This is a genomic window from Alteromonas sp. RKMC-009, from assembly GCF_003584565.2.
In the GTDB taxonomy this organism is placed as follows: domain Bacteria; phylum Pseudomonadota; class Gammaproteobacteria; order Enterobacterales; family Alteromonadaceae; genus Alteromonas.
Map to the genome: position 1 here is coordinate 4,418,156 of NZ_CP031010.1, position 24,941 is coordinate 4,443,096.

Sequence of the window (24,941 nt, forward strand, 5' to 3'; positions counted from 1 at the left end):
CGTCTGTATGTCACAATAACCGAATACTGCAGTGTAACATTTATGAGTGCCAAATGAGCGATAACAACCACCATTCTGATGAAGAAAACTTATTTAATGAAATTGATCAGGATGATGAGAGTGAATTAATCAGTAAATCCGAACTGAAGCGTCTGTCTGCTGAACGTCAGAAGCTCGGAGAAGACCTGGTTAACTTAACGCCGGCCCACCTTGCCACCATTCCTATGGACGAAGAGCTGGAAGACGCAGTGATGCTGGCGCGGAATATTAACCGCAAAAAAGATGGTTTCAGACGTCAGCTCCAGTTTATCGGTAAATTAATGCGCAGCCGGGATACCAGCGATATTGAAGCCGCGCTGGCAAAATTGACGCACGCTCACCAGGCCAGCAATGCGGCGTTTCACGCGCTGGAAAAAGCCAGAGAAGCGGTAATTAATGAGGGTGATGACGCCATACAACGCCTGATGGAAGAGCATCCAGCCCTGGATCGCCAGAAACTGCGGCAGTTCCACCGTCAAATCAGGAAAGAGCGGGAGAACAACGCACCGCCAAAAGCATTCCGCGAGTTATTTCAGTACTTAAAAGAAGTGATTCACGAAGGGTAACAGTCATGCTGTTACGGCACCGTTTAGGGCCTGTAACAGCACTCAATTTATTGAGCGGAAGTGTTGTGAGACGGGATCAGCAACAGATTCACCAGCGTTTGCTGATCAGGAAAACCGGATTGGGTTAGCCCCTTGCTTTTCTGATATGACAAAATAGCCTTAACCAGTTTTTCATCAAAATTTGTTTCGCCCACATCCACATCATACCCCTGACCGTGCAAAGCCTCCCGCACTGCTAACAGTGTTTCAGCGTAGAAATAACTCTTGCTGTTCTTCAGGTTAACTTCAACTAAGTCTGACTCTTTGGTTAATCGTGTTGCGGCGAATGAACTTAGCATCGTATTCACAGCGGTCAATATGCGGGTTTCCGGCTGTTTTTCACAATGTTTTGAAATAAAAAACATCATCAGCTCGGTAGTTTGCCAGGGCGTAATATCGTAAGTTTCTTTCTGGAAACTGTTGAAAGCCGACACGTATCCTTCAATCCAACCACCGTAAAGATAGTATTCGTTATTCTTTGCCTGATATGCCTGATTAAAAGCTTCGCATGATTTTCTGCCTGCGCCTTTGGCAGCAAATTTTCCTTCACCATCGGCTGCTGATACACCGAAAGACAATAAAACTGCCGGCAAGATGGCGGGTACAAATCGAATTCCCATGATAATTCCGTTTACTGAAAATTAAACGGGCGGTAAAACCGCCCGTGAACTTTAAAACAATATCAGATTTTCAGATTACTTTCTTCTGAACTGGCGGAAACCGAACAGGCTCATCGCCAGCATGGCCAGAGTCGCTGGTTCTGGTACGTTTATACCACCGCCGACAGTGGTTGTAACAGGGGTTTGAACCACACCGTAACTCCCTCCGGCACTGAAGGAAACACCCGTTACGAATGCAGTAGGATCTGTGGGGTCCAGCATCAGGTTTTCATCGATTCCCTGAATTGTGAAGCTGCTTACCGGAAAGTCGAATGTGAATGTTTGTCCGGCAAGCAATGCCACCGTTTCTTCAAGGCCGAACTCATTGATGAACACGACTTCGTAACCGTCACCATCATTAACGCTGAGTAAGGTAGGTGCAGTTACACTGGCAAACAAACCGCCGCCTGTTGCCGTGTAGGTGTAGCCGGTTGATACATCAGGATCGATCCAGATTGTTTCGTTCGCTTCAACTTCTGGCAGCACAAAAACAAATCCGCCATTAGCGTCTGTAGGGTTGCTGGGATCAGGCATTAACGGAGTGAATTCAGAGCTGCCACTTTCACTTTCAAAATTACCGAAGCTACTCAGGTAAATTGTTGTATCGTAAGCACTGTCACTGGCATCTGCCAGCAGCATCGTAAAGGTATTTCCAGTACTCCCCGGTGTTACCGGGATATCGAAGCGAAGTAAAGGGATACCATTTGGCGCCAGCATACCATCCAGCTCAGTACCGCTGATGTTCGCAAAATCAGGGTGGTTGATAGTGATAGGATAGAGCGGGTCACCGGCAACCGCGCCGGAAAGCTGTGCACCGGCTACGTTTTCATCGTTCAGTAACAATGCAAAACCGTCAACGAATGATGAGCTCACATACTCAGGATATTCTTCAGAACCAAAAGCAGCAACAAAGGAAATGGTATCAACATTACTGTCTACATCGAACGTGATATTCAATTCTACAGGATCACGATGCACCGACTGCCCTGTGATTTCACTTAAAATCGCGTTTTGTGCGCTGCTGGCACTCGTTCCCCATCCGGTGGAAAAGTTATTTCTGGTATTCGGACCGGATTCATAATCAGCTACGTTACCGGTACTGAACACCAGGCCACCCTCACCGGCCAGTCCGTATGTCCCATCTGAGTTGGTAAATGTACCTGACTGACCAGATACGCCGGTTAAGCTGGAGCTGGTTACTGTCAAACCTGAATTTGGAATGATAAGCGCGTCTGTAAGTACAGATGCATCGTTTTCTACAGAGATTGCAATTGCATTAGCCGCAGAAGATAAGAGTGCAGTGCTAACTGCTAAAGCAAGTACGCTTGTTTTGATGAATTTTGAAGAGTCCATAATCTGGCCTTAAGTTGTTCCATAACACACTGAATCGTCAGCAATTCGAAAATCAATTCAGTTTTAGCAAAATAAATACCATTTCATAACCCTATGAAATTACTGAGCTTAATGAATTAAGTGAAAATTAATGTAAAGAATACAAACAGTAAAAAAGTACTAGTTATCACTGTAGTCAATCCGTTACTTAAAATCTTGCTCGTATGAAATGCAGGCTATTGCAGAGAGGCCGTATATCAGAACAGTTAGTCAGCTAACATGGAAGAGTTGGGGAAAAGAGGAAAACGGGCAAAGCTCACGGCTTTACCCGCATCAATGTGGATTCTGAGGTTATGCAGTACCACCTACGGTGAGTTCATCCACCTTCAGCGTTGGCTGACCAACGCCAACCGGCACGGACTGGCCGTCTTTACCGCACACACCGACACCGCGATCCAGCGCCACATCATTGCCGATCATGGAAATTTTCTGCATGACTTCCGGGCCATTGCCAATAAGGGTAGCGCCTTTTACCGGCGCAGTAATTTTTCCGTTCTCGATCAGATAAGCCTCTGCGCTGGAAAACACAAACTTACCGGATGTAATATCTACCTGACCACCGGCGAAGTTCGGTGCGTAAATACCTTTGTCGATTGACGCGATAATCTCCTGCGGATCGTGCTCACCGGCCATCATGTACGTATTGGTCATACGTGGCATGGGCAGGTGCGCGAAGGACTCACGGCGTCCGTTTCCGGTTGGGCTCACACCCATCAGACGGGCATTCATTTTATCCTGCATGTAACCTTTCAGGATGCCGTCTTCAATCAGTACATTATGTGCTGACGGCGTGCCCTCATCATCTACAGACAGAGAGCCACGGCGGTCAGCCATTGTGCCGTCATCTACCACTGTGACCCCTTTAGCAGCTACACGCTCGCCTATACGGCCGCTGAAAGTAGATGCACCTTTACGGTTGAAGTCACCTTCCAGACCATGGCCTACCGCTTCATGAAGCAGCACACCCGGCCAGCCGTTACCTAACACCACCGGCATGGTCCCGGCAGGGCTGGCGATCGCCTCCATATTCACCCGCGCCATGTGCAGTGCTTCATCGGCCAGAGTCTCGTAATAAGGCCGGCCGTCTTTATCTGTGGTGAAGAAGTCATATGAGTGGCGTCCACCGGCGCCGGCACTGCCACGCTCCCTGCGGTCGCCTTTTTCCATCAGTACCGAGCAGTTCAGACGCACCAGGGGACGAATATCTGCCGCCAGGGTGCCATCAGTCGCAGCCACCAGTACTTCTTCATACACGCCGCTTAAGCTCACTACCACCTGATTAATACCGGGCTCTTTTTGACGGATGTAAGCGTCCACCGATTTTAACAGCGCAATTTTTTCAGCGTCCTGCATGGCAAGCAACGGATTGTTGTCTTTGTAACGGCTGATATAGCTGCCGGTTTCCAGTGACTGAACATGATGTTTACCACCGGAAGGTGCAATCGTACGCGCTGCGCGGCAGGCGTCCAGCAGAGCCGTTTCATTGATGTCGTCAGAATATGCAAAACCTGTTTTTTCACCACTGACTGCACGCACACCCACACCACGCTCGATGTTGTAACTGCCGTCTTTGATGATGCCGTCTTCCAGCACCCAGCTTTCATGCTGGCTGGACTGAAAATACAGGTCAGCATAGTCATTGTCATGGTGATAAATTTCACCCAGCGCTTTTTCCAGCGATGACAAATCAAGGCCTGAATCTGTAAGCAGATGCGTTTTTACGTTATTAAACAAGTTGGCTCCTGAACCGGTTATGTTGGCTGACAGGCATATTCGCCTTCAACTTCACCCGATCGTTAATGTCTATTTTAGCACTTACCAGCCCGGTCTGTTCAGGCTCGCAGTCCAGAACATCACCCCAGGGAGAAATCACCATACTGTGACCGTAGGTTTCGCGCTGGTTGGCATGAATGCCGGTTTGATTTGCGCCAGCCACAAAACACTGTTTTTCAATTGCCCGGCTACGCAAAAGCACTTCCCAGTGAGCTTCGCCGGTACGCTGCGTAAAAGCAGCAGGCAACACCAGAATATCGATGTCTCCCATTGCCGTAAATAAGCCGGGAAAGCGCACATCATAGCATACTGCCAGGCCAATACGCCCGACCTCAGTATCTGCCACCACCACCCGGCCGCCGGGTTTCGTGTATTTAGATTCCAGATAGGTACCGGTGCGGTCATTTACCGCCACATCGAAAAGGTGAATCTTCTGGTATTCGGTTATCAGTTCGCCATCCGGCGAATAAAACAGGCAGGAAGCTGTAAACAGGCTTTCCTCAGAGGTTTTGAGCGGAATAGTGCCACCAGCCAGATAGCACCGGTATTTTGCCGCCATAGCACTGAGTGCCTGTTGAATTGTGCCTTCACCTTTCGCTTCTGCGATAGTCAGTAATGTACCGTCACGGGTGCCGAAACAGGCGAAACACTCAGGCAGTACAACCAGACTGGTCACTTCGTCCGGGTCTGGCAGTAACGCAAGCTGAGATTCAACAAACTGTAAGTTCGCTTCGACATCCGGTCCGGATGTCATCTGTATTGCGACTACATTAACCATTGTTTACCTCCAGTTTGATGCGCTCCATGTCCTGGTCTGTGATGGGATCATCCGGTGATGTTGCCGGCCGGGTTTTCGCCGGCAGTGCAACTTCTTTGCTGTCCCTGCCCACCTCTTCAAATACCGGTTCACTTAAGCTGCCGGTAACATGGTAGTTCACATTTGATATGACTTTCGCTGATGTTAACACCTGGTCCAGTGCCAGTGCAGCCAGTGCGGTTGGCGGTGTGGCAAGGAAGTACACCAGGATAGGCAGGTTGCCGGTGACGTTAGGCGAAAACACCACGTTGTAATTCAGCTGGTTTTCCACCAGATCCGTATAACCTTTGATGTTGATCTCACCGGCACCGCCATCAATTACGGTATCGCCGGTATACGCCTTGCCGTCAGCGATGGACAAGGTACCGCTCATATCATCATAAAAGAAGCCCTTCGCGAACACATCACGGAAATCCAGGCTCAGTTTACGCACCAGTGAATTCAGGCTGAATAGGGTAAAAATACGGGAGCCTTTATCACTGACTTCGCTGAGGTAACCGTCCGACAGAGACCACTCTACATCGCCTGTCAGGCTCTCCGCACTAAAATCCATGGGGGATTTTGCCCAGCTTAAATCAAAGTTCATTCTGGCGCCTGAGTCTTTAATGCCGCTGTCGACGCCCCAGTTTTTCAGCATCAAGCCCACATCATCACTTTCCAGCGAACCACCCAGCAATGTGTTGTTGTCGTCGCCGTCAAAGACCCATTTTCCTTTTGCCGAAAACTTGCCATGCTTACTCACTGCACTGAGTTGCCGGATATCCAGACCAGACGTCGCTTTCGCCACATCCAGTGTTACCTCGCCTAAATCTTTGTCGAGGAATATGCATTGTTTACAATGGAAGTAGACCGGCGGTAACGTATTCGCATCCCAGTTATGGGCCACGCCTTCATCTTCTGATTCCCAACTTTCAAAACGGATATAGTCAGCTTCAACGGCAACGCCCCGCGACAGCCAGTCATCATACAAATTCACCGTCGCTCTGGCTTCCGTGGCGTTAATATCCAGCATCCAGTTATTGTTTTGCTGCTTGGTGGTAATTTTAGCGTTGTGCAGATTCTGACCGGCAATTACCAGGTTACCGGCATTAACAAAAATACGTTCCGGCACAGAAAATAACGCGTTTTTCTGCGTACCGGATTCGCCGCCACTGCCCATGCCGCTTACCAGTAACTCGATGGTTTTGTACCAGTCCGTCACATTCACGACATCCATGGCGGCAGAAATACTGAAACCTATGCCCATGCCTACAAAGTCGCTGTCACCCAAAGCCAGGTGGGCGCGGGAAAACTGCATTTCCTGATGAGGCAGTACACCTTCAAAGCGCACATCATCCCCCAAGCTGGCTTTCACCGTTGAGGCTTGCTCATTCCCTTCACTGATCACATTGAACAGTAAATCACTGTCTGCGGTTTTAGCAAAAGGAGCTGGTAACTTTGAACTAAGGCCGGTTAATGGCGTAGTGATATTCGCACGGTAGCTGAATCCTTCCGGCGGAATACGCAGTGCCACAACGGCCTGCCAGTGGGCATCACCGGATAAATAAGTGTCGAAGTCCGGGTTGAACTCAGCCAGCAGAGGATTAATATTCCAGGTACCATCCAGCGACAGGTCCACCAGATAATCTTCATCTTCCTGCTTGCCGTCAAAAGATAACCTCACCGGCTGCCCGAGCAATGATGCCTCTAAATCAGTGAACTGCACCTTTTCGTTTTCAAAGCTGACTTTACCGGTAGCGCCGGCAAAATCCATTTTTACGCTGCTCACGTGAACATCGTTCCCGGGCAGGGTCACTTCTCCCCGGGCAATAACCTGGTTACTGTCGAAAGGAATTTCAAGATGTAAGCCGGCAGACAGGTCTCCCTTTATCTGCACATCTTTTTCCAGTAATCGTCCCAGCGAACCGGATAAACTGCTCTGCAGCATAAGTGAAGTGACATCCGCCCCTGTTGCTTTACCTGTGGCATCGATAATCACTTTTGAGTCGCCCCGTAAGGCAGGGATCACAGCAGTCATATCACTTACAGCAACACCACCAAGTGTGCCGCCCGGACTGTGCATAGTCAGGCTGTCGTTCTCGAACAATAAAGTAAGGTCCAGCCCTTCCAGTGGCAGCCAGTCATCAGAGAAGCGGAAGGTGCTGCCGTTTACCTGTACTTTTGCCTGAAAAACCCCTTCATTGCCGCTGAAAGGAAACTCTGCCGGCTTACCCTGCCAGAGTATAGTGGCCCCTTCTATTTGCCCCGGCCCGACGAAAGCGCGGTTGAGAAAAGCCGTTGTGTTCTTGCCAATTACCGGACCGGGCAACAGGTGCTGTATATCTTTTACCGGACGGGACGCGATGTCAGCACTTACCGACAACTCCCGTGATGTGGTATCAAAGCGGAATGCCGGTTGAAACGATAGTTTATCCGACTGCACATCCAGTTTGTGGCTCTGGACAACCCAGTGATTGCCGTCATCAAGGGACTGCCGGTAAACAAACACTTTCCCTCTCAGCTTGCTTACCTTCACTGATTCCGGTAGCAAATTATCGATGTCCAGGGTGCTGTCATCTGCAGATAACAACACCACACCTTGTTTCTTATGCCAGAAAATATCCATGTCGAGGTGAGAAAGCCCGGGTACATAGCCATCCTGATCCCAACTCACGTCAATGAGTTTTGCTGCCAGGTCGAACCCTTTCGGCTGCAGTTTTACCTGTAGTGTAGCCAATTGCCCACCCGGGTTGATATCGCGGATATTGTCATCGGCGGTATCGTCTGTGAACAGGGGTAATAACACCAGAAAAGGGTTCACCGGTGCCGGCTTCACCGTATTCACCAGTAATTCATTATCCGATACGGTCCCTACCAGATCTGTGACCAGGCTCTGATCGTTGGCATCAAAAATGAGCTGATCAACACGGAAATGCCATTTGTCTTTAACCGGTTGCGCCTGAATGCTGCCGCCGCGGATCCCCGAGTTAAACACCAGCGCATCGTCGCCACCCCACGCCAGCTTACTTTCGTGGAATTCGGTATAAAACGCACTGAAGTGACTTTCTTTTACTTCCGCCCAGACTTCAAAATTCGCCCGGCTTTCACGCAACGGACGACGTGTTGCCAGCAAGCCGCTAACCCAGGGAGAAATATCCAAATCTTCTGCACGGGCATACATCACGCCATCCAGTGAATCAGGGGTACCGGTGAGATCGAGAATAAAAGAAGCCGAGTTATTTGCCAGTTCTTGTACCCGCACAGCGCCGGTGCCCTGGTGACGCCGGTCTTTGTTGATCCAGCTCAGTGATTCCAGTTGCAGTACTTCCCGCTCATTATTGCGGGTAATCGCAACCTCACCGTCAGTAAGTGAGAAGCGCTGTAATTGCTCAAGGAAAAGGCTTTTGAGGGCATCGACGACAGGAAAATCACTCTCGCCGGCACCGTCAAGACGGTCGGCATCGATTTCGAGTGTCAGTGCGTCCAGAGTAAAGGCATTGGAAGACAACATCCGTAAGCGCAGGCTTTCCCAGAAGTCGATTTCCATGTGGACTTGTTTAATGCCCAGCGCCACCGGAGAAGAGTCGCCGTTGGCGAGCACCACATCATTCAATACGATGCTGGGGCCTGATTTTTCCCAGTCAGCCTGAACGCTGCCGATTTTTAGTTCGACACCGTATTTTTCACTGACATAGTCTTCGAGCAGGTATTTTTTATGGTCGATATGAGGCAATGCGTAGCGCATAACGCTCAGCATGACAGCAAACAACACTAAAAAGACTGCCAGCAGCATCCACAGCTTTTTTACCAGCCAGATGGCTACCTTACCTGCTTTACTCACTTAACGGGCACCGCCTTACATCATGACTACGTCGTATTTATCCTGGTTGTAAAGCGGCTCTGTCTGCACTTTAATCTGCTTAGACACAAACACTTCCAGCTCAGCCAGAACATGGGATTCTTCACCCAGCAGCGCATCGGCCACATTTGGCGAAGCATAAATAACAAATAATTCTGCGTCATAGGCACGGTTAACACGCACCACTTCACGCATAATTTCAAAGCAAATCGTCTCGATAGTTTTTACTGAGCCCCGGCCTTTACATACCGGGCACAGTCCGCACAGGGTATGCTCAAGACTTTCGCGGGTGCGCTTACGGGTCATTTCAATCAGGCCCAGCGAGGTAAACCCGTGAATATTAATCTTCGCCCGGTCTTTCACCGTTGCCGCTTCCAGACTATTTAAGACACGCCGTTTATGATCCGGTTCCGACATATCAATAAAGTCGATGAGGATCATACCACCCAGATTGCGCAGCCTGAGTTGCCTTGCGATAGCCAGCGTGGCTTCAATGTTAGTATTGAAGATGGTCTCTTCCAGATTGCGGTGACCGACAAACGCACCGGTATTAATATCGATGGTGGTCATTGCTTCTGTCTGATCGATAATGAGATAACCGCCGGATTTAAGATCGACCCTGCGATCTAACGCCCGCTGTATTTCATTTTCAACATCATACAGGTCAAAAATGGGCCGGTCGCCACGGTAGTACTCCAGTTTGCTTTGCAGTTCGGGAACATATTCGGCGGTAAATTCCCCTAATTCCCTGAAAGATAAATTGGAGTCAATACGGATACGGTCCAGCTCAGTGCCAACAAAGTCCCGCAGCACCCGGCGGGCCAGGGGTAAATCCTCATACATGATGTGCTGCTTCTTGCGGCCCATCCGTTGTTTGATTTTATTCCACAACCGGCGCAGAAAAGCCGCGTCGGAAGAGAGTTCCTGCTGTGACACACCCTCTGCGGCGGTTCGCAAGATAAAGCCGCCTTCATCGTCACAGTATTCTTGCACGAGGTTCTTCAGTCGCTCACGCTCAGCTTCGTCTTCAATGCGCTGGCTCACGCCAACATGGGTGACGCTGGGCATGAAGACCAGATAGCGTGACGGGATTGTGATGTCGGTAGTCAGCCGCGCGCCTTTCGTACCGATGGGATCTTTCACCACCTGCACAATAATGTCCTGACCGTCACGCACCAGCTCGCGGATATCCCGCTTTTGCAGCTGACTGCTGGATACCTCATCAACAATTTCATTGTGGACAACGATGTCTGATGCATGCAAAAAAGCGGCTTTATCCAGACCGATATCCACAAACGCTGCCTGCATGCCAGGTAGCACACGGCTCACTTTCCCGCGGTAAATATTCCCCACCAGCCCTTTCTTGGTGTGCCGCTCTACGTGCACTTCCTGAAGGATACCGTTTTCGATTAATGCGACCCTGGATTCAGAGGGCGTTACGTTGATTAGCAGTTCTGCACTCACGATGAAATTCCAAATTCTTTCAACAAACAACGGGTCTCGTACAATGGCAGACCAATCACTGAACTCACACTGCCGGATACCGATCTGACAAACTGACCGCCAATGCCCTGAATGGCATAACTTCCGGCTTTATCTGCAGGTTCTCCTGTCTCCCAGTATGCGGCAATATCGTCGTCGGTGACAGGGGCGAAAAGTACCTTTGTGCATACGCACAGTGTTTTTGATTTACCACCGCAATAAATACTCACGGCAGTCAGCACTTCGTGTTCCTTGTCAGACAAAGCTCTGAGTGTAGCAAAACAATCATCACGGTCTGCCGGCTTACCTAACGGCCGGCCCTGAAAAGCAATGAGCGTATCTGAAGCCAGCACCACATAAGACGAATCCGCATCTGCGTTCAGGCGCTCACTGGCAACCCTTGCCTTCTCAGCCGCCAACCGCGTCACCATGGTTTCGGGAGATTCTCCGTCGAGGGGAGACTCATCGATATCGACGGGAAACTGGCGATGGGCAAACCCCATCTGGTCAAGTAATGCAGTGCGGCGGGGAGAAGCTGATGCCAGAATAAGTTGCGCTGACATAACGCCTCCTAATTAATGTTAAGTTGTCTGCGTGCTTTACGGAGCAGCCAGAATATCCATGGCCATAAAATCATCGTACTGAGGACTGGCCATAAATAGCTGAGCTGAAAAGGAATGCCGGTGAGAAGGTGCTGAAGCCAGAATAAAACGGTGTGATAGAGCGCACTGATAAGGCCAATGATAATAGCCTGTTGCCACACCGAGTAGTTGCGTAAACGCTGATAATTAGCCGCCAGTGTAAATACTGATAAACTCAGGGAAAAACTGTGAATCCCCAGCGAGGTCCCCAGCAGAATATCCATGGCAATTCCTGCCATGAAGGCCACACCTACATTCACGCGGTGAGGCAATGCCATGGTCCAGTAAGCCAGCACAATGAGCACCCAGTCCGGCCGGTAAATATCGACCTGGATAGGCAGAGGCACAATTTGTAAAACCAGTGCAATGAGTAAAGTGGCAATAATGGCAGAGTGGCGGGTCTTAATCATTCTCAACCTCCGGACTTTCATCACCGGCGGTACTGACACCATCAAATTCCGCTTCCCCGTCATGACGTTCCGGCCACAACAACAGTAAATACTTCAGCCTGTCGAGCCGTGCAAGAGGCGTAGCGGCGACAATGGCAAACGGGCGGCTTTCGTCACGGGTCACCCGGCTGACCTGTGCCACCGGATAACCCTCCGGAAAGACCTGTCCTAAACCTGATGTCACCAGAATATCCCCGACTTCCACGTCCACACTATGGGGGACATGCTCCAGCAGCAGCTCATCGAGAGAGCCGGTGCCGCTGGCAATAAAGCGGATATTATTGCGTACTGAGCGTACCGGCACAGCATGAGTCACATCAGTGATCAGCACCACCCGGCTGTTCGTCGTACCCACTTCCATCACCTGGCCCACTACGCCACGGTCATCCAGCACCGATTGCGACAGGAAAACATCGTCCAGAGCTCCTTTATTAATCACAATTTGCTGGCTGAAAGGACTGTTTTCAACGGCCATCAGCTCTGCCACCTTTTTACGCACGTCCGGTTTTGCCGGCGTATCCAGTAAGGCACGGAGTTGATCGTTTTCTGACTGTAAAACATCAAATCGTTGTAAGCGTTCGCTCATCAACAAAACCTGATTGGTCAACCGCTGGTTTTCTTCAACGAGGTCTTCATGGGAAGTGAGACGTTGCGCGCTGGCGCTGAGCAGTACGCTGGGGAGGTTCGCAAGATATTGCAATGGACTCATCAGTGAGTTCATGTACACGCGCGAAGACTGAAACGCATCAAATTTCGAATCTGCGATTATCAGCGCCACCGACATTACCAGCGCAAGAATGAGGCGGCTAATCAGTGAAGGTCCGCGTGTGAAAATCGTATCCATATTACCCGTGATACGCAGTAAGGCTACCTTGCGGTAGCCTTTCTGGTTTGATTATTCGTAGCTGAACAGGTCGCCGCCATGTATATCAATCATGTCGAACGCTTTACCGCCACCGCGGGCTACACAGGTAAGCGGATCATCTGCCACCACTACCGGAATTCCGGTTTCTTCCATCAGTAAGCGGTCCAGATCTTTCAGTAACGCACCACCACCGGTAAGTACCATTCCGCGTTCAGAAATGTCTGAAGCCAGTTCCGGCGGAGACTGCTCGAGGGCAACCATGACCGCAGACACGATACCGGTTAACGGTTCCTGTAAGGCTTCTAAAATTTCATTGGAATTCAGTACGAAGCCACGAGGCACACCTTCAGCCAGATTACGGCCGCGCACTTCAATTTCACGTACTTCATCACCCGGGTAAGCAGCACCGATTTCGTGCTTAATACGCTCTGCAGTAGCTTCACCGATGAGTGAACCGAAGTTACGACGCACATAGTTAATGATAGCTTCGTCAAACTTATCACCACCAATGCGAACAGAAGAGGAATACACCACACCGTTCAGTGAAATAATTGCGACTTCTGTGGTACCACCACCGATATCCACCACCATGGAACCGGTAGCTTCTGATACCGGTAAACCCGCACCAATAGCAGCCGCCATCGGCTCGTCAATCAGATACACTTCGCGGGCACCTGCACCCAGTGCAGATTCTTTAATGGCACGGCGTTCTACCTGAGTAGAACCACAAGGTACGCATACCAGCACTCGCGGGCTGGGACGCAGGAAATTATTATCGTGAACCTGTTTAATAAAATGCTGCAGCATTTTTTCAGTCACGTAGAAGTCAGCGATAACGCCGTCTTTCATTGGACGGATAGCACGGATATTACCCGGCGTACGGCCAAGCATACGCTTAGCTTCAGAACCCACAGCTGCGACACTTTTTGGTCCTGATGCCCGTTCCTGACGGATTGCTACCACTGATGGTTCGTTAAGTACGATGCCCTGATCTTTTACATAGATGAGCGTGTTAGCCGTTCCGAGGTCGATGGACAAATCGTTGGAAAACATGCCTCGAAGCTTTTTAAACATGAAATGCCAGTTCCTGTTATTGCGCCTGCATACCTTTCTTCGGGCATGGCTTGCGGCGTGACTGCGAAATGAAGATATATATCCGCACACTTTAACAACGGGTACTACTTTGGGCAAGCAAATAGCCCCCTAAGGCGCACAAAATACCGCTTCGCTGGTCAGCTTAAATGATTGAGCAGAATTTTAGTTCAAAAATCAGCCAGCAGGGGAATTGTTTCGTCATGTAAAAGTGTGCAAAAAGAGTGACAATCACCACTCTGAACAGTCGTTAGACTGAGAAGACGGCATTCCGTTCAGGAAAAGTTCAGGAAAATCCGGAGGCAAAGATAAACATACCAGGCAAGACTAATAGTTGAAGGGTTTAGTCATGTTGTATGTGTTGGATTTCGTCGCCACCATATCACCGGCAGCGCAGGTGCCGGTGGATTTAATTTCATAATGGTACTCTGTCTGGTTTCCGCTGACAGGGATTGAACGGGTGGTACACCGCACCACGATTGTACAGCCTTCAAACCCTTGAGTATTCACCACCAGACTGTCCAGATTGAAAGACGTCTCGCAAATATGCAGACCGCCGTTAACCGGTTTAATCGCGTGCGCCAGTATTTCGATCCCCACCAGCGATGCCTGCTCAGCCCGCTCTCCCATCACTTCATACACAATGGTTTTCTCTGATGACTGCACCATTGAAGCCATTGAAATACCAATGAGTGACAGCACAACGATAGCAAACATCGCCAGTACCAGCATGCTGCCGCGTTGTGATGCGGGTAAAGCGCAAGTAGTTTCAGGGTTTGAACGCAACGTGCACCTCCTGAAAATGATTAACCTGCTCACCATTATCATTAAACTGAAGGTTTATCCTGACGAAATTGCTTTTTCCGGCAGGGCCGGCAAATACCATTAACGGATCGTTAGCGGCATAGGAAGACGCCGGATTACCTGACAACTGGTTTGTAACATGCTCAGCCACAATTACGGCACCAGACAACGACAAAGATTGCGAAGTATTCATATTTTCTTCTTTGCGATATACGTTGCCATTCGCCACACAGTAGCTGATTGTCCGGTTAACAAAATAGGCATAGTGATGGGGTGATGCCTGCTGAAAGGCGCGATCTACCTGCACCTGAATGACATCATCACTGTCATCTCGGGTGAGGCAATGCCCGTCTCCGTCATCTGAGCATCCCGTTACCCGCGCTTTTCTGTTACGAGACTGATCGTACACGTCAGCAGGTTGCAGGGGATAAATGACGATGTGCTGATCATTAGCGACAATATGATAATTACCATCCGGGTCGTGTGGCCAGAACATATTAATCGTGCGGTTGGACGTTGAACCAAAAGGTGCGGTGGCATAGCTGGCAGGCCAGACGACCGGGGTAAATTCAACGCAGTGCACACCACTGTTTCCGGCTATGCGAAAACTGTTTGGCACAGCACGGGCCATTTCCCGCTGCATCCGCGTTACGGCGAAGCGGCCCTCGTTCATCAGTTGCTCTCTCTCAACACTGCCGGCAAACAGCAAAATGGTATTCCCCATAAAGCTGCTTATTCCCAACCCCACAATACCCAGAATTACAATCACTGTAACAAGTTCAATCAGGGTGAAGCCTTTCTGTACACTGAACTTCGCCATCAGATATTCCACTTATAAGCAGAGAACACAACCGTATCGCCACCCGGTGTGGTAATAAAGACGACAATGCGTTTTATATTCCCGGTATAGGTACCGGTATCGTATACGCCATCCTGATTGGTATCGTCATCGTCTATGCCATCGGTATTATCATCGTAGTGCACCCGGACAAACAGCGAAAACCCCTGATAAAGTGGTGAGCCGTCAGGCGCGATAAGTGCAACGCCACGGCTGTCAGTAATACCGGCCCCGGATTGGCTTAGCAGGTGATAATCATCCACATCATCCCAGTTTGCTCTGACTTCACCGCTACCCGGTCCGAATTCACTGGTATAAGAACAGCGATTACCCTCATTACACCGGGGGTCGTCGGGATTGGAACTTGAACGCACATCAAATTTTTTACTGTTAATTTCCGATAACAATGCCCGCCCGAGTTCCGCTGCACGGGTTTGCCAGATGGGTTCAAGGCTTTTCTTTGATTGTTCAGCAATGAGCTGCACAGACGTGGCCAGCACAATGGCAAATATCACCATCCCTATAACCGTTTCCAGTAATGTAAACCCCCGGTTAGCATTCATAGATGAAGCCCTGGCTGTTTACGCACACACTGGCGGTTGATTTGCCGGCAAATGAAATACGGCAACCGGAACCTGAAGCGCACAGAGCGCCGGGGGTCAATGGTTTACCTACATTGTTAAAACCGATATAGACCGGCGCGGAAGCATTGCCATCGTAACCCGACATAGTAACTTCCATGGCACTTATTTCACCGTTATCCGTACGGAGGTGGCTGGCTGCGCTGAAATCAATGCCGCTCTGACAGGACGCGGATGCACTGGCAGATGCCAGAGTGGCCACTGGCGGGCCGAAATTGAGCGATGACGGGGAATAATTGAAGTTCAGCCGGTGACAATATCCGTCACGGGTGTCCTGCATGGCCTGCATCTGAACATGCCTTAGTGCGCTAAGCAGGCGCTTTTGCAGCAGGAACTCGTTGTACCCCTTGCCATCATCGAAGCGTGAAATCGCTACCACCGATAACACACCCAGTAAAACTATGATGATGACAAGTTCAACAAGGGTAAAGCCCGACTGAACTCTCAAGGTTGCAGGACACAGATGCCCTACGCGCTTTCTCATTGATACTTCCGGTTAGCAGCCCTGATCCTGTACGACAATAACAGGTGCCGTATTGGCATTCGCTGCCTCAGTGTAAATAATCTGACAAGCATCAGCTTCTGTCGCGTTATATGCTGTACCTTCCGGCGTAATTGTAAACTGGCCGGCTGCCGGAGAACCCACAGTGATTGTCCAGTCAGCGTCGCTGAATTCTACCCAGTAGTTCAGGTTAGTGATGGAAGCCACTTCGGCATCCGGATAGCCAAAATCCGTATCTACTGTATTGCCGTTGATAGTTATCTGAGTGGTTGCATCACCGGCATAGGCCGTGCGCTGTTCACCGGCAATGGCAGATTTTGCATAAACCAGTTGCATACCGCTGGTCAGTGCCGCTTTAGCACCTTGCAGGGTAGATGCACGGGCATCGCCTTGTAAATCAATGAAACGGGGCGCTGCCGTCACGGCAAGAATACCTAAAATCACGATCACAATGACCAGTTCGATAAGTGTAAAACCACGTTGTTGCATGTTCAGTACCTCTAAATAGGAAATTAACTATATATATTATGGCTCAAAATCTTGCTCAGTTAGTTATGGATTGATCGCTATTGTTAGTGAACACAATAACCTGACCTATCCTTGAGTCGTATATGAATCCATTTCCCTGTGTGTTATCGACTGGCGCAGTATTTAAGTTCTTGATGGTTTGACTTAAATAATAGTAGCACTGGTCATTTCCGCCAGATCCCGTACCACTGCTTACAGCGGTATAGTAACGAAATCGTTCTGTGGGAATATTTTGCCAGTTAGCAGTAATGGTCGGTGCACTCTGCATGATAAGACTGAAAATGCTCTGGCAATCTGCATTACTCATACTGGTATCTTCCGAGCTGCCATCATTCGCCAGTTGCCCGGTAGGGTAGCCGGTGTCACTGTCGACCCCTACACGCACGCCATCCAATGTGACAAAGGTTTGATTCGTGCTGTCGTTGTCCTGCGGACGGGCCTCAAGTTCCCATTGCGCCCGTACCAGCCCGACGCCGGTGGCAAAGCCGCCTGCCACACCTTCAACGGTGGCATTTTCTGCATCTTCGGTCACGTCCAGAAACCGGGGAATGGCCACTGCAGCCAGCAGACCAAGCAATACCACAACAATGGTCAGTTCAATCAGCGTAAAGCCGGCCTGACTCTGTGTTGCCCGATAACGCTGTATATCCATGTTTCTGTTCTCCCGTTGTTCTGCATGCTGGCGATGTACCGGATCACTCATCTTCATAGGTCACATCTCCGCGATAAATTGCATAATCAAAATAGTCACCGCTGCTCAGTCCGAACCGGCAATAAGCATTAACCGGCTCACCCGACTCTGTATCTGTATCACCTTCGTAAAAATCCCCGCGGACTCTGAAACCATCCACTTCCATAGGCTGATTCAGTAACATCTGCCACAGCTTCCGGCAGCCGTCATCTGTATGTTTAACGCCGGGCCAGCCCGTTACTCCCATCACCACCGGACGGCGATCAGTCTCTTTACCTTCACTATTATAGTGCACCAGCAAAATACGCTCCGGACGGCCCTCAGCCTGCCACTGCCAGTGTGCGCTGACAGCACTGTCTTCGAGTTTATCGCCGAAGCGGAACAGGATCTGGCCTTTCAAATTCGGCTCCGATTCGTAGAAGTAGACGATAAAACTGCCCATTAAAATAGCAAACACCAGGGTTGAAATGATGCCAAGGAACATCTTGCGCTGTTCATTCACTGCGGCGGCGTTACTTTTCCTCACCGGCCCCCCTTTATCGCACTCATCATGTCCCACATCGGGGAGAAAATACCCAGAGCTAAAATCAGCACCATGCCGGCTACAATCACAATCAGGAACGGTTCAATTTTCGCAGTCAGGCTTTTCAGGTCGTAGTCCACTTCACGCTCATAGAAACCGGCAACCTCGGCAAGCAGCTCATCTACACGCCCCGTTTCTTCCCCCACGTTAATCATTTGCATGATCATCGGGGTGAAGAGTCCGCTGGCACGGCTGACCCGGGTTAAATTCTCACCCTTTTCGATGCGCTGGCGCATTTCAATAACAGAAGCTGACACATAAGCGTTATCGACCGCATCCGCCACAAGGTTAAGGGCATTGGTAAGGGGCACACCGGAATGGAGCATCATAGAAAAACTGCGGCTGAAACGGGCCAGCAGTGAACGGCGGATGATGTCTCCCACCACGGGAAGACGAAGCTTGAGACGATCCCATTTGTAACGGCCGCTTTCGGTACTTACATAGCGGTAAATGCCATAGCTGATTAACGCGATAATGCCGATAAGAATATAACTGCGGTTAAGCATGAAATCAGAAATGGCCAGCAGCACTTTGGTCATGGTGGGCAGTTCTGCACCGAATTTGGCAAACATGGTGGCAAATTTAGGGATAACGAATACGTTGAGCACCACAAAGGCCACTGCCAGAGCGATCAGCACGAAAACAGGATACCGTGTGGCGGCTTTAATTTGCTTACGGGTTTCCTGCTCCCGTTCAAGGTACTCAGCCAGCTGTAAAAACGCATCATCCAGACGACCGGTATTCTCGCCTACGTGAATAATGCTCACAAAAAGCTGGTTGAAAATGTCGCTGTGTAAATGCAGCGCCGAGGACAAACTGCGCCCCCTTTCTAACTGAGCGATAACATCAAGCAGAGCAACACGCATTCGCACAGAATTACTGGACTCAGCCAAACCGCTGACGGCCCGCAATATAGGAATACCGGCACGGGTCAGTGAAAACATCTGACGACAAAAGATAACCAGCTCGTCCAGCGACACATTGGGCGTGTACCAGTGCACGTCCATGGATTTTTCAGCACCGGAAGCCGGCTCATCTTTGCTCGCAACAATTTTGATAGGGATGACATTGCGGGCCAGCAGCAGCTTTGCCACGGCGCTCTCGTCAGTAGCTTCCATAGTTCCTTCGGTTAACTCACCCGTTCTTTCACGGGCAGTATAACTAAACCTGGCCATCACCCGTGTCCTCTGCTTTTTCCACGTCTGTATCTGAGGTATCGGCGACCATTTCAGACAACTTGAGCACTTCCTCAACGGTGGTCATGCCCATTTTCGCGTAGGTTAATGCGGCGTAAGCCAGCGGCCGGTAACGGTTGCTTTCTCTGGCATGTTGCGCGAAGCCCACGGTATCCCCAACCTTCAGCGCATCCATCATGGCGTCATTCAGTTCCAGCAGTTCGAACACACCAATCCGGCCTTTGTAGCCGGTCTGATTACATTTCTGGCAACCGCGACCTTTTTTAAATACCACCTCTCCCAAAGATTCATCCACGTGTTTGAGCCAGAACACCTCTTCCGGGGTGGGGGTGTAAACACTTTCGCAACTGTCACAAATTTTACGGACCAGACGCTGGGCAACAACGCCACGTAACGCACTGGCGGCCAGGTAGCCCGGCGCTCCCATATCAAGCAGGCGGATAGCACTGGAAACAGCGTCGTTGGTGTGTAACGTTGACAATACCAGGTGACCGGTTAATGCTCCCCGCAGACCAATTTCCACTGTTTCCTGGTCCCGCATTTCCCCCACCATGATAATGTCCGGATCCTGACGCAATGTGGTACGCAGTACACTGGAGAAAGTCAGGTCGATTTTGCTGTTCACCTGCACCTGGTTTACCCTGGGCAAACGGTATTCCACAGGATCTTCAACAGTGATGATTTTTCTTTCCGGTTTATTCAGTTCACTCAGCGCGCCGTAAAGTGTCGTTGTCTTTCCTGAGCCGGTAGGACCGGTAACCAGAATCATGCCGTGCGGCCGTTGTAACAGCGTGCGGAAACGTTTCAACAGCGGCGCGGGCATTCCGGTCTGTTCCAGTGTTAATACTCCGGCTGACTGATCCAGCAAACGCATTACCACCGCTTCGCCGGACTGAACCGGCATGGTTGATAAACGCACGTCAATGCGGTGTCCCCGTACTTTTACCTGGGTACGGCCATCCTGAGGTAACCGCTTTTCAGAGATATCCAGACCGGCCATCAGCTTCAGGCGTAATACCAGTGCTGCAGCAATGTTTCCCTGCGGAATAACAGTTTCCTGCAACACACCGTCGACACGCTGACGGATGCGCAGCTTGCTTTCATCCGGCTCAATGTGAATATCTGAGGCTTTGGCAATGACCGCATCATCGAAGATTGACTGAAGTAACCGGGAAACAGCGGTGTCCTGCTCTTCTTCCACACCGGCACTTAACGAAAAGTCATCTGTTTCCTGATACTCCTCTGCCAGCTCATGGGCGAAAGAGGCAATTTCATCGGTTTTACGATAATGGGTATCGTAGGCGTTATACAGTTGCGCTTCGCTGACCACAGCCATATCGAATGGTTTGGGCAGCAGATCTGACAGGTTATCCTGAGCGTTGAGATCAGCCGGGTCGCTCATCGCCACCAGCAACCGGTCACCTTTGTCTTCAATAACCAGCGCTCTGTACCGGCGGGCCTGAATTTCCGGTAATAGCTTTACGGCACTGGCATTAACCTGATACTGGTCGAGGTCGATAAGTGCGACCTTAAGGTGGCGGGAGAGTAACGTTAATAACTCCTGCTCTGTCACCAGCCCCATGGAAATAAGTGTGGCACCCAGCTTACGGCCAGTTTTACGCTGTTCCCCCAGCGCCTGTACCAGCTGCTCATCGGTAATTAAACCATCCTGTACCAGCAGATCTCCTAAACGGATTTTCGTCTGACTCATAATTACTCCGAGAGATCCTTAATCCGTTTCCGGACGAATATTTCAACATCGTCTTCCAGCCCTTGTCTGTTAAGAGCCTTCTGGTATGCCTGCACCGCCAGATGTCGTTGATCAAGCTTGTCTGCAGCAATACCTAAACCTAACCACCAGCGCGCTGTGGCAGGCTGCAGTTCTGTCAGCGCCCGGTAATCATTGATCGCTGTGTCGTATTTTTGCTGCTGATTGGCGTAACCTGCGCGAAATCCCAAAAAGTCCGTGTCGGTAGTGACGACCGGCTGACTGATCACTTCCCAGGCCAGTTCGCCCATGTTCTGCTGAGTGTAAAGACGCCCCAGCATCAACCGGATACTGGTATTCGCCGGTGCTTTCACGAGTGCCTGTTCCAGTATTTGCTGCGCCTGCTCTACTTGTCCTTCTGCGAAATACACTGATGCCAGTTTCTTGCGGACATCAAGGTTATCCGGCTCCCGTTGCGATAAAAGTATCAGCAGACGGGTGGCTTCACGCATATTGCCTTTTTTCATCTCACCGGCAATCTGATCGCGCAGTGTTGCTTCCACAGCGGCAGGCTGCGACTTAGTGACTTTCATCACCCCTGTATCAGCGGTTTTACTATGTGCTTTTTCCGGTTTTGTTACCGGCACACGGTTGCCTGCAGATTCCGGAGCCGTTATTTGTACAGCCTCTTCCTGCCGGGATTGTGGCTCTGTTTGAACTTGATTAAAAACAATGACCGGACCATTATCACCGGCTTGTGACGCTGTCCGGCCTCCGGCCTGCGGTATATTCTCCGGCGTTACCGGTGCTGGCTCTGAGCTATTTGTAACAGCAAATGATGTATTATCAGGCGGTGCAATTGCAGTAAGGCTGCTATCTCCTGATGCGGTAAGGCGCGGCTCCGGCTCAGATTCATCAGAGACCGGAGATGACGAGGAATTCAACGATAACGGCGCAGGTCCGGCTTGGTTATCCGGTGAAGTTACGACTTTGACCGGTGGGGCGGTTCTGTCTCCGCTGTCTTTGGCATCTACCAGAAAAGTAAACGCACTCCATGCAATTGCGGCAAGCAGCAACACGCCGAGAATAATCAACCGGCTCTTTCTGCCATCGTCTTCCGATGAGGACGGTTTATAGTTTTTTGTGTTGCCGCCCTGATTATTCTGTCCTTCAAGGTCGCGGAGCATTTTATTAATGACACTCATGCCGCGCCTCCGCTGAACCACATACCAGCGATGACAGTAACCGCGATAACTACTCCCGCCGCAGCGAGGCCAACAGCTTGAAGAGACATACCGGCTATCCGCCGTTGTGTGGCTTCGGTATCTTTCACGGCATATTTAATATGCTCCAGTGTCACTTCATGTTTTCCTTCACCATAGGCCAGCATTAATGCCTTATGAGAGACCACATTAATCAGCCTTGCGGTTCCGCGGCAGGCAGACACCATCATCTGACAGGCGCGGTGGCCGAACACCGGCGCTCCTTTGTATCCGGCGACCTGCAATCGATGCTGCACATACTGCTCAACCTGATCCACATTCATCAATGCCAGCCGGTAGCTGAAAGTAATGCGCTGCTTCAGCTGCCGCAATCTGGGTGTAGCCAGCTTCTGATCCAGCTCCGGCTGACCAAACAGCACCACCTGAAGTAACTTTTTGGATTCTGTTTCCAGATTGGTCATAAGTCTGAGCGCTTCCAGCGTTTCCTCAGGCATGGCCTGGGCTTCATCGACGATCAGCACCACCGACAACCCTTCTTTAGCCTTTTCAATCAGTTTGGCTTCAATCTGACGGGTAAATTGCTGCTGATCGCCTCCCACATCCAGCACCACACCAATTTCAGCGGCTACCGCACGACGAAACTCTTCCGGCGACAACATGGGGTTAGGAATATAGGCGGAGGGAAAGTTATCCGGCAATTCGTTGAGCAATTTCCGGCACAGCAGGGTTTTGCCCGTGCCCACCTCGCCGGTCACTTTGATAAAGCCTTCACCTGCGTCCAGCGCCGTTTTCAGTACTTCCATTGCCTCATTATGGCTGGGCAATCCGAAGTAGAACTGGGTATTTGGCGTCAACGTGAAGGGCGGCTCCTGAAGGCCAAAGTGACTCAGATACATGACTTATTCCACGTACAGCCAGTCAGCCATTTGCGAACGGCTCATTTCGATTTGCTTACTCCACGTGCCGGGCTCAACCACGGTGGGCTTAAGCAGTATGATCAGTTCTTTTTTGGTTTCCTGCTGACGTTTATTTCTGAACAGGTTCCCCACCACCGGAATATCCCCCAGCAACGGCGTTTTACTTTCATTATCGGTAATGGTGGTTTGCATCAGGCCGCCAATAACAACAATTTCTCCCGAAGACGCGCGGATGACCGTGTCAGATTCCCGGATAGTGCTTTGTGCAAGCGGCAGCACAATTTCTTCTTCGTTGAGGGTAACAACTTTAGTCTGCTCTTCGGTTTCAATAACAGAAGGATGCACATGCAACAGCACACTGCCTTTATCGTCAATCTGGGGCGTAACGTCGAGCGCAATACCTGAGAAGAATGGCGTCAGTTCAATATCCGGGACCACTGAAGTTGATGTGGCTGTAATCGTATTCTGGCTGGATACGTCGGTAACAAAATACTCATCGTCACCCACTTTAATCACCGCCTTCTGATTATTTGTTGCAGTAACACGGGGGCTGGACAGCACCTGAACATTCCCCTGCGTGGACAACAGATTTAACACTCCTGAGAAATCCTGATTCAGGAAAGACAAACTGGTGATGCCGCCCAAATCCGGGGTCAGTGCGTTGCCAAACGTACCGGCGGTGGTAGCGAATGAGAAATTCGTGCTGCCCACATTGGCAATAATTTCATTCCAGTTGATCCCTTGCTGATAGCCGTCACTCAGCACCACTTCAAGAATACGGGCTTCCAGCACCACCTGACGTTGCAGATGGGTTTCAGATACCTGCAAAAAGCGTTTTATGGCACGGATTTCAGACGGTAAAGCACGGACGGTAACCAGACCGGCCTGAGGCGTAACAAACACCGCACGCCCCCCTTCTGTGCCAAGCATAGACGCCAGGCTGGTTTGCAAATCTTCCCAGAAGTTAGTTTCTGTGCGGGTGCTGATCATTGTGCCATTATTGTTACCGGACATACTGCTGTACTGGCCATTGCCGCCCATTTCACTACCGGTAAAATTACTGAAGTTACCGCTGCCGGACTGACTGCCGTTTCCGCCATTGGCATTTTGCGATACCCCGCCGGAAATGATACTGGTTTGAGTCGCCCCGTTACGCTTCATCAGCAGGTAGTTCACGGCGAAAGTTTCGGTACGCATACCCGCGGGTAACACGCGAAATACGTTGCCCTGTCTCTGGATATCGAATCCGTATAAATCAGAGAGTAATGACATGACCCCGTCCAGTGACACCTGCTTCAAATCGAGGGTAACCGAACCGGTCACATCCGGGTGCACGGCTACACTGTATGGCGTGTCATAAACCAGCCCGGACAAAAACTGGCGCACATCCACGCTTTGGGCATTAATGTCGTATTTTTCAGGGCCAAGCAGTGCCGCCGGCGTAGCCGCAGGACCTGGCGCGGTCATCAGTGCAGAATTCACGGCATCCGGTACTTCATCCAATTTTTCAGAAGTGGCCTTATTCGCCTTTTCAGCATCCAGCTGTGCCTGCAACTCGTCTTTCAACGAGCGCTCAACAACAGATTCTTTTGGCGCTGACTGACAGGCGCTCAAAACGAAAGCTGCAAGTAAGGTGATGGTGGCTTTACGCATTGCCT

22 protein-coding genes and 1 pseudogene are annotated in these 24,941 nt (G+C 50.4%); 1 reads left to right on the forward strand and 22 read right to left on the reverse strand.

Annotated elements, in window-relative coordinates; all coding sequences use genetic code 11:
- Positions 1–53: 53 nt before the first annotated feature.
- Positions 54–605, forward strand: a complete 552-nt coding sequence (gene yjgA, locus DS731_RS19320; protein ID WP_119502851.1) for a ribosome biogenesis factor YjgA — start codon at positions 54–56, stop codon at positions 603–605.
- A gap of 47 nt (positions 606–652) precedes the next feature.
- Here the strand turns inward: yjgA and DS731_RS19325 are convergent, their stop codons facing one another.
- From DS731_RS19325 to mshL, 22 genes and pseudogenes are all read right to left on the reverse strand, one after another.
- Positions 653–1,264 carry a peptidoglycan-binding domain-containing protein gene (locus DS731_RS19325; RefSeq protein WP_119502852.1) on the reverse strand — a complete coding sequence of 204 codons (612 nt, stop codon included), beginning with the start codon at positions 1,262–1,264 and terminating at the stop codon, positions 653–655.
- 75 nt (positions 1,265–1,339) lie between these two features.
- The gene (locus DS731_RS19330) at positions 1,340–2,656 is read right to left on the reverse strand and encodes a choice-of-anchor L domain-containing protein (RefSeq protein WP_119502853.1); all 1,317 of its coding nucleotides are present in this window, start codon (positions 2,654–2,656) and stop codon (positions 1,340–1,342) included.
- Positions 2,657–2,986: 330 nt separating this feature from the next.
- Positions 2,987–4,429 (reverse strand): metalloprotease TldD, encoded by a 1,443-nt coding sequence (gene tldD / locus DS731_RS19335; protein WP_119502854.1) that lies wholly within the window; start codon positions 4,427–4,429, stop codon positions 2,987–2,989.
- Entirely contained in the window at positions 4,422–5,246 is an 825-nt protein-coding gene (locus DS731_RS19340) for a carbon-nitrogen hydrolase family protein (RefSeq protein ID WP_119502855.1), read from the reverse strand. The genes tldD and DS731_RS19340 overlap by 8 nt, the downstream gene beginning before the upstream one ends.
- On the reverse strand, positions 5,239–9,105 hold the full coding sequence (locus tag DS731_RS19345) for a YhdP family protein (protein ID WP_232373415.1): 3,867 nt from the start codon (positions 9,103–9,105) through the stop codon (positions 5,239–5,241). The genes DS731_RS19340 and DS731_RS19345 overlap by 8 nt, the downstream gene beginning before the upstream one ends.
- Before the next feature lie 15 nt (positions 9,106–9,120).
- Entirely contained in the window at positions 9,121–10,587 is a 1,467-nt protein-coding gene (gene rng / locus DS731_RS19350) for a ribonuclease G (protein ID WP_119502856.1), read from the reverse strand.
- The gene (locus DS731_RS19355; protein WP_119502857.1) at positions 10,584–11,168 is read right to left on the reverse strand and encodes a Maf family protein; all 585 of its coding nucleotides are present in this window, start codon (positions 11,166–11,168) and stop codon (positions 10,584–10,586) included. The genes rng and DS731_RS19355 overlap by 4 nt, the downstream gene beginning before the upstream one ends.
- An 8-nt stretch (positions 11,169–11,176) precedes the next feature.
- Entirely contained in the window at positions 11,177–11,656 is a 480-nt protein-coding gene (mreD, locus tag DS731_RS19360; RefSeq protein WP_442858433.1) for a rod shape-determining protein MreD, read from the reverse strand.
- On the reverse strand, positions 11,649–12,539 hold the full coding sequence (mreC, locus tag DS731_RS19365) for a rod shape-determining protein MreC (protein ID WP_119502858.1): 891 nt from the start codon (positions 12,537–12,539) through the stop codon (positions 11,649–11,651). The genes mreD and mreC overlap by 8 nt, the downstream gene beginning before the upstream one ends.
- A 51-nt stretch (positions 12,540–12,590) precedes the next feature.
- A complete protein-coding gene (locus tag DS731_RS19370) occupies positions 12,591–13,634 on the reverse strand; it encodes a rod shape-determining protein (protein WP_119502859.1) in 1,044 nt (347 codons plus the stop codon).
- Between the two features lie 345 nt (positions 13,635–13,979).
- The gene (locus DS731_RS19375; protein WP_119502860.1) at positions 13,980–14,438 is read right to left on the reverse strand and encodes a hypothetical protein; all 459 of its coding nucleotides are present in this window, start codon (positions 14,436–14,438) and stop codon (positions 13,980–13,982) included.
- A complete protein-coding gene (locus DS731_RS19380) occupies positions 14,422–15,276 on the reverse strand; it encodes a PulJ/GspJ family protein (protein WP_119502861.1) in 855 nt (284 codons plus the stop codon). Before DS731_RS19380 ends, DS731_RS19375 begins: the two co-directional genes overlap by 17 nt.
- Positions 15,276–15,857 (reverse strand): type IV pilus modification PilV family protein, encoded by a 582-nt coding sequence (locus DS731_RS19385; protein WP_119502862.1) that lies wholly within the window; start codon positions 15,855–15,857, stop codon positions 15,276–15,278. Before DS731_RS19385 ends, DS731_RS19380 begins: the two co-directional genes overlap by 1 nt.
- Entirely contained in the window at positions 15,847–16,419 is a 573-nt protein-coding gene (locus DS731_RS19390; protein ID WP_119502863.1) for a pilus assembly FimT family protein, read from the reverse strand. The genes DS731_RS19385 and DS731_RS19390 overlap by 11 nt, the downstream gene beginning before the upstream one ends.
- Positions 16,420–16,832: 413 nt before the next feature.
- Positions 16,833–16,926, reverse strand: a pseudogene (locus DS731_RS22440) (type IV pilin protein); the annotation flags it as partial.
- Between the two features lie 55 nt (positions 16,927–16,981).
- Entirely contained in the window at positions 16,982–17,617 is a 636-nt protein-coding gene (locus tag DS731_RS19400) for a pilus assembly FimT family protein (RefSeq protein WP_119503517.1), read from the reverse strand.
- Between the two features lie 43 nt (positions 17,618–17,660).
- Positions 17,661–18,182: a hypothetical protein gene (locus tag DS731_RS19405; RefSeq protein ID WP_119502865.1), complete on the reverse strand. Its 522-nt coding sequence runs from the start codon at positions 18,180–18,182 to the stop codon at positions 17,661–17,663.
- Positions 18,179–19,414 (reverse strand): type II secretion system F family protein, encoded by a 1,236-nt coding sequence (locus tag DS731_RS19410; protein ID WP_119502866.1) that lies wholly within the window; start codon positions 19,412–19,414, stop codon positions 18,179–18,181. The genes DS731_RS19405 and DS731_RS19410 overlap by 4 nt, the downstream gene beginning before the upstream one ends.
- Positions 19,401–21,149, reverse strand: a complete 1,749-nt coding sequence (locus DS731_RS19415) for a GspE/PulE family protein (RefSeq protein WP_119502867.1) — start codon at positions 21,147–21,149, stop codon at positions 19,401–19,403. Before DS731_RS19415 ends, DS731_RS19410 begins: the two co-directional genes overlap by 14 nt.
- Positions 21,149–22,348 carry a tetratricopeptide repeat protein gene (locus DS731_RS19420; protein WP_119502868.1) on the reverse strand — a complete coding sequence of 400 codons (1,200 nt, stop codon included), beginning with the start codon at positions 22,346–22,348 and terminating at the stop codon, positions 21,149–21,151. The genes DS731_RS19415 and DS731_RS19420 overlap by 1 nt, the downstream gene beginning before the upstream one ends.
- Positions 22,345–23,262, reverse strand: a complete 918-nt coding sequence (locus DS731_RS19425; RefSeq protein WP_119502869.1) for an ExeA family protein — start codon at positions 23,260–23,262, stop codon at positions 22,345–22,347. Before DS731_RS19425 ends, DS731_RS19420 begins: the two co-directional genes overlap by 4 nt.
- Before the next feature lie 3 nt (positions 23,263–23,265).
- Entirely contained in the window at positions 23,266–24,936 is a 1,671-nt protein-coding gene (mshL, locus tag DS731_RS19430; protein ID WP_119502870.1) for a pilus (MSHA type) biogenesis protein MshL, read from the reverse strand.
- Between the last annotated feature and the right edge of the window lie 5 nt (positions 24,937–24,941).

What these genes read in the sequence shown, in the direction of transcription:
- DS731_RS19390 (WP_119502863.1), bottom strand. Translation starts at nt 16,419, where the DNA reads ATGAGAAAGCGCGTAGGGCATCTGTGTCCTGCAACCTTGAGAGTTCAG.
- mreD (WP_442858433.1), bottom strand. Translation starts at nt 11,656, where the DNA reads ATGATTAAGACCCGCCACTCTGCCATTATTGCCACTTTACTCATTGCA.
- DS731_RS19420 (WP_119502868.1), bottom strand. Translation starts at nt 22,348, where the DNA reads ATGAGTGTCATTAATAAAATGCTCCGCGACCTTGAAGGACAGAATAAT.
- mreC (WP_119502858.1), bottom strand. Translation starts at nt 12,539, where the DNA reads ATGGATACGATTTTCACACGCGGACCTTCACTGATTAGCCGCCTCATT.
- DS731_RS19325 (WP_119502852.1), bottom strand. Translation starts at nt 1,264, where the DNA reads ATGGGAATTCGATTTGTACCCGCCATCTTGCCGGCAGTTTTATTGTCT.
- yjgA (WP_119502851.1), top strand. Translation starts at nt 54, where the DNA reads ATGAGCGATAACAACCACCATTCTGATGAAGAAAACTTATTTAATGAA.
- DS731_RS19385 (WP_119502862.1), bottom strand. Translation starts at nt 15,857, where the DNA reads ATGAATGCTAACCGGGGGTTTACATTACTGGAAACGGTTATAGGGATG.
- DS731_RS19370 (WP_119502859.1), bottom strand. Translation starts at nt 13,634, where the DNA reads ATGTTTAAAAAGCTTCGAGGCATGTTTTCCAACGATTTGTCCATCGAC.
- mshL (WP_119502870.1), bottom strand. Translation starts at nt 24,936, where the DNA reads ATGCGTAAAGCCACCATCACCTTACTTGCAGCTTTCGTTTTGAGCGCC.
- DS731_RS19425 (WP_119502869.1), bottom strand. Translation starts at nt 23,262, where the DNA reads ATGTATCTGAGTCACTTTGGCCTTCAGGAGCCGCCCTTCACGTTGACG.
- DS731_RS19400 (WP_119503517.1), bottom strand. Translation starts at nt 17,617, where the DNA reads ATGGATATACAGCGTTATCGGGCAACACAGAGTCAGGCCGGCTTTACG.
- DS731_RS19330 (WP_119502853.1), bottom strand. Translation starts at nt 2,656, where the DNA reads ATGGACTCTTCAAAATTCATCAAAACAAGCGTACTTGCTTTAGCAGTT.
- DS731_RS19380 (WP_119502861.1), bottom strand. Translation starts at nt 15,276, where the DNA reads ATGGCGAAGTTCAGTGTACAGAAAGGCTTCACCCTGATTGAACTTGTT.
- DS731_RS19410 (WP_119502866.1), bottom strand. Translation starts at nt 19,414, where the DNA reads ATGGCCAGGTTTAGTTATACTGCCCGTGAAAGAACGGGTGAGTTAACC.
- DS731_RS19340 (WP_119502855.1), bottom strand. Translation starts at nt 5,246, where the DNA reads ATGGTTAATGTAGTCGCAATACAGATGACATCCGGACCGGATGTCGAA.
- DS731_RS19355 (WP_119502857.1), bottom strand. Translation starts at nt 11,168, where the DNA reads ATGTCAGCGCAACTTATTCTGGCATCAGCTTCTCCCCGCCGCACTGCA.